Genomic DNA, 3,210 nt, shown 5'->3' on the forward strand with positions numbered 1-3,210 from the left:
TGTTTGGGCGTGAATGTATTGATTCTTTTGATAGTTTTGAGTTCGGCCTTATTCGCCGCAATCGAACCCGCTATCATTCGATCTCTTACCTTCTTTTCGGAAGGGAGTTCTCCGTTCAGCAAATCCTGAACTAGGGGCGTAGCCGCTGCTTCAACCATGGTGCCGACTCTTGGACCGGCGGGGAAGGTCGCCAGTGCGCCAGCCCCTCCGCCGATAGTCGCCCCTGCTAGGTCGCCAGCCGTGGCTGGTCGTTGTGAGACCTGGGAGCCAGCCAACTCTATGGCGGCATTGGCGCCGCCTGCAGCGGCTGCTGTGGTGGCGTATTCAACCGGCTTAACGTTGAGTCTTGGTGCTGACGCCGGGCGTGGGCGTGGGCGCGCTGCCGTCCTCAAGCCACTACTGCTGATAGTTCTGCCAACAGCTAGCGGCGCGCCTACAGCAAGTAAGCTTCCAATAGCGGCGTTCGCGCCGACCGATGCCGCGACCGGATGATCCTTTGCCTGTTGGGCGGACAGAATTTGCTGCAGCGCCAAATTGTCAGCAAGCCGCTCAAGCGCGCTCCCGCCGCGACCTCGCCCCAATGCGGTTTGCGTCAACGCGATCAACTTGTCGTCCTGACCAAAGAACACCGCGTTCTGATAACTTTTTAGGGCGGCTGCAGTGGTCGCCCCCAACTGACTAAGCACGCTCCTAGGCGGTCGCCCCTGAGGCATCCACAATCTCCCGATCATAAAATGAAGCTGGCCGGCGCGGTCATGTTGACCGCGGACGAGGGTCTATATGTAACTTATGGTGGTAATCTTGACTAGAACAAAATAAGAACATTATGATCGCTTCAAAGGGGAACGAGCATGTGGCTGCTGGTCTACATTCCGGCCGTGATGGGAATCCTACGGTATCGGCGCTTGAGCTATTGGCGCTGGGTGGGGGCGATCTTCATTTGGCAGTCGGCCGCGATGTTCCTGTTCGCGGCGTTTGGATCGCTGGAAGAACCGGAGCGGGATGGGCTGATTATCCGCGCCGTTCGCCAGGCGACCGATGACGGGCCGATGGTGGCTCTCGTCGGGGTGGCCTTCCTGATCGTCTTCTGGGGTGGGATCATCTACTTCGTGCGGCGGCTCTATGGGGACGCCAAGACGCCCGCGTTGGGCTTGGCCTCTGTCAAACCTGCGACGAAAAGTCGGAAGGGGCTGGAACTCGTGGGGCTCACCGCCGTCGTGGGCTGGCTGCTCTATTCGAACATCAACGCGATGAACGCTCCATCGCCGCGAGGCGATGCTCCCGACCTTACGGCTGAAGCCGCTATCGATCAGGAAGTGGCTGCGGTGAAAGCCGCGGCGCCTATAAGGATCGATGAGCTCACGACGATGACGGACGCCCGGCGAGAGGGCCGCACGCTGGTCCTCGACTATCGCTTCTCACCTACCGATCAGGTTTCACGTGAACATTTCGAACAAACGATTCGTACGGGCCTCTTGGCTCAAGCGTGCGCGGACGAACTGCTTCGGGAATTGCTGCGCACAGGCGCTTCAGCCCGTTATCGCTACAGCCTGCGAAATGAGGAGCCGGTCGTTCTGGATCTGACGGCGGAAATTTGTCAGTCGGTTCCAACCGGGGCTGCCGCGGCCGTTCCCCAGAACGGTTCGTCCAACGGCCGTTAGAACACCGTCGATCTTCTGGGGGCCCAAGGCCTCTAAAAGAACTCGTCCAGCAGCCGATAGAACGCGCAGGCTGTCTCGTCGATCTGCTCTAGCGGGTAGTGTTCGCGCAGCAGCGCGCGGGCGTCGATGTGGGGGTGGTTGTACTCGGCCGAACGCAGGAAAATCGCCAGGTCCTGATAGCGGTTGGCGAGGCCGAAGCGGCCGAGGTCCAGCAGGGTTACGGCCTGGCCCGGCGACCAGATGAAGTTCGGCAGGCTGGCGTCGCCGTGGGTAAGGACGAGGTCTTCCGACGTCGGCGCGGTGGCGCGGGCGTGGGCCAGGGCCTGGGGGGCGGTCCAGCCGGCGCGCTCGGCGTCGAAGTCGTCCTCGTCCACGAGGCCCGCCTCGACCTGGGCCTCCGCCATCGGGAAACGCGCGGCGAGCGTCCGGTCGAACGGGCAGTCGGCCGATGGCAGAGCATGCAGGGCGGCCAGGGCCCCGATGGTGGCGATCAGGGCGGCGCGCGCCTGGTCTTCGGCGACGTGGGACACCGGCGTCCCGTTCACCGCCTCGCTGACCAGGCCGTAGCCGGCGTCGCACGCGCCGGCCCAGAGGATGGCCGGGGTCCTGGCCCGCTCGCCCAGCCAGCGCATCACGTCGATTTCCTGGCGGAGCAGGGCGATGTTGTGCGGCCGTTCGGCGGGGGCCCGCTTGACGACCAGCGCGCCGACCTGGGCCACCAGATCGCCGGACTGGCCGTGGCTGATCATCTGGATCTCCACCGCACCGGCGGAAAGCCCGGCGATAGCGAGGACTTCGCGGATGGCTGGGTTGGCGTCGAGCGGGCTGGTGAGATCAAGCGACATGGCGGGAAGCTAGCAGCGCCTTGGCCTGCGCGCAGGGGTGTTTCACGCCGGGCCCTCAGAGGTCCTTTTTCAGGTAGATGCTGAGGGGATTGGGGAGGTGTTCGCCGAAGCACTCGCCGTCTTCAAAGCCTGCCGAGCGATAGAGGCTGATAGCCTCGGGCTGCAAGATCCCGGCCTCAAGCTTCAGGGCGTTGCAACCGCGCGTGCGAGCTTCCGCCTCCAGGGCTTCGACCAGGCGCCGACCCAGGCCCAGGCCTCGGAATTGCGGCCGCAGATAGAAGCGCTTCAACTCGCCATAGGCGCCATGGACGATCAGGGCGCCGCAGCCCGCGAGCTGGCCCTGCACGCGGGCGGTGAAGAACACTAGGTCCGCGCGGCCCAGGTTGACTTTGCCGGGCTTGCGATCCTCGCCAGCATAGAGCCGGTCGAAGTGGGCGTCGCGCTCGGCCAACAGGGCAAGGATTTCCGGGGTGTCCGGCTGCTCGGGCCTCAGCACCACCGCGTCTATCATCGGCTGGCTCCCCTCGCCTGATCAGCTCGCCGTCAACCGCGCCAGGCTCACGCCTTCGCTGACCTGATCTCCGACTGACACCGAGATCGATTCGACCTCGCCGTCGAAGGGGGCGGTCAGGGCGTGTTCCATCTTCATGGCTTCGAGGGTCAGCAGGGCCTGGCCGCGGGTGACCTTGTCGCCGACGGACACC

5 protein-coding genes are annotated in these 3,210 nt (G+C 64.0%); 1 reads left to right on the top strand and 4 read right to left on the bottom strand.

From position 1 onward, the window contains the following. Positions 1-686, bottom strand: a 686-nt coding sequence (locus tag Q7T84_RS15890) for a hypothetical protein (RefSeq protein ID WP_304810748.1), incomplete at its 3' end; no start/stop codon positions are given. A gap of 165 nt (positions 687-851) precedes the next feature. On the opposite strand from Q7T84_RS15890, the gene Q7T84_RS15895 reads away from it, so the two are divergent. Then, positions 852-1,661: a hypothetical protein gene (locus Q7T84_RS15895; protein WP_304810750.1), complete on the top strand. Its 810-nt coding sequence runs from the start codon at positions 852-854 to the stop codon at positions 1,659-1,661. A 32-nt stretch (positions 1,662-1,693) separates the two neighbouring features. Here the strand turns inward: Q7T84_RS15895 and Q7T84_RS15900 are convergent, their stop codons facing one another. From Q7T84_RS15900 to Q7T84_RS15910, 3 genes are all read right to left on the bottom strand, one after another. Next, the gene (locus Q7T84_RS15900; RefSeq protein WP_304810752.1) at positions 1,694-2,506 is read right to left on the bottom strand and encodes an aminoglycoside 3'-phosphotransferase; all 813 of its coding nucleotides are present in this window, start codon (positions 2,504-2,506) and stop codon (positions 1,694-1,696) included. 55 nt (positions 2,507-2,561) lie between these two features. Beyond that, positions 2,562-3,017 (bottom strand): GNAT family N-acetyltransferase, encoded by a 456-nt coding sequence (locus tag Q7T84_RS15905; RefSeq protein WP_304810754.1) that lies wholly within the window; start codon positions 3,015-3,017, stop codon positions 2,562-2,564. 21 nt (positions 3,018-3,038) lie between these two features. Further along, a partial coding sequence (locus Q7T84_RS15910) for an acetyl-CoA carboxylase biotin carboxyl carrier protein subunit (RefSeq protein ID WP_304810756.1) occupies positions 3,039-3,210 on the bottom strand: 172 nt, incomplete at its 5' end.

Origin of the sequence: Phenylobacterium sp. (assembly GCF_030654915.1) — a bacterium.
Taxonomy (GTDB): Bacteria; Pseudomonadota; Alphaproteobacteria; order Caulobacterales; family Caulobacteraceae; genus Phenylobacterium.

What these genes read in the sequence shown, in the direction of transcription:
- Q7T84_RS15895 (WP_304810750.1), top strand. Translation starts at nt 852, where the DNA reads ATGTGGCTGCTGGTCTACATTCCGGCCGTGATGGGAATCCTACGGTAT.
- Q7T84_RS15905 (WP_304810754.1), bottom strand. Translation starts at nt 3,017, where the DNA reads ATGATAGACGCGGTGGTGCTGAGGCCCGAGCAGCCGGACACCCCGGAA.
- Q7T84_RS15900 (WP_304810752.1), bottom strand. Translation starts at nt 2,506, where the DNA reads ATGTCGCTTGATCTCACCAGCCCGCTCGACGCCAACCCAGCCATCCGC.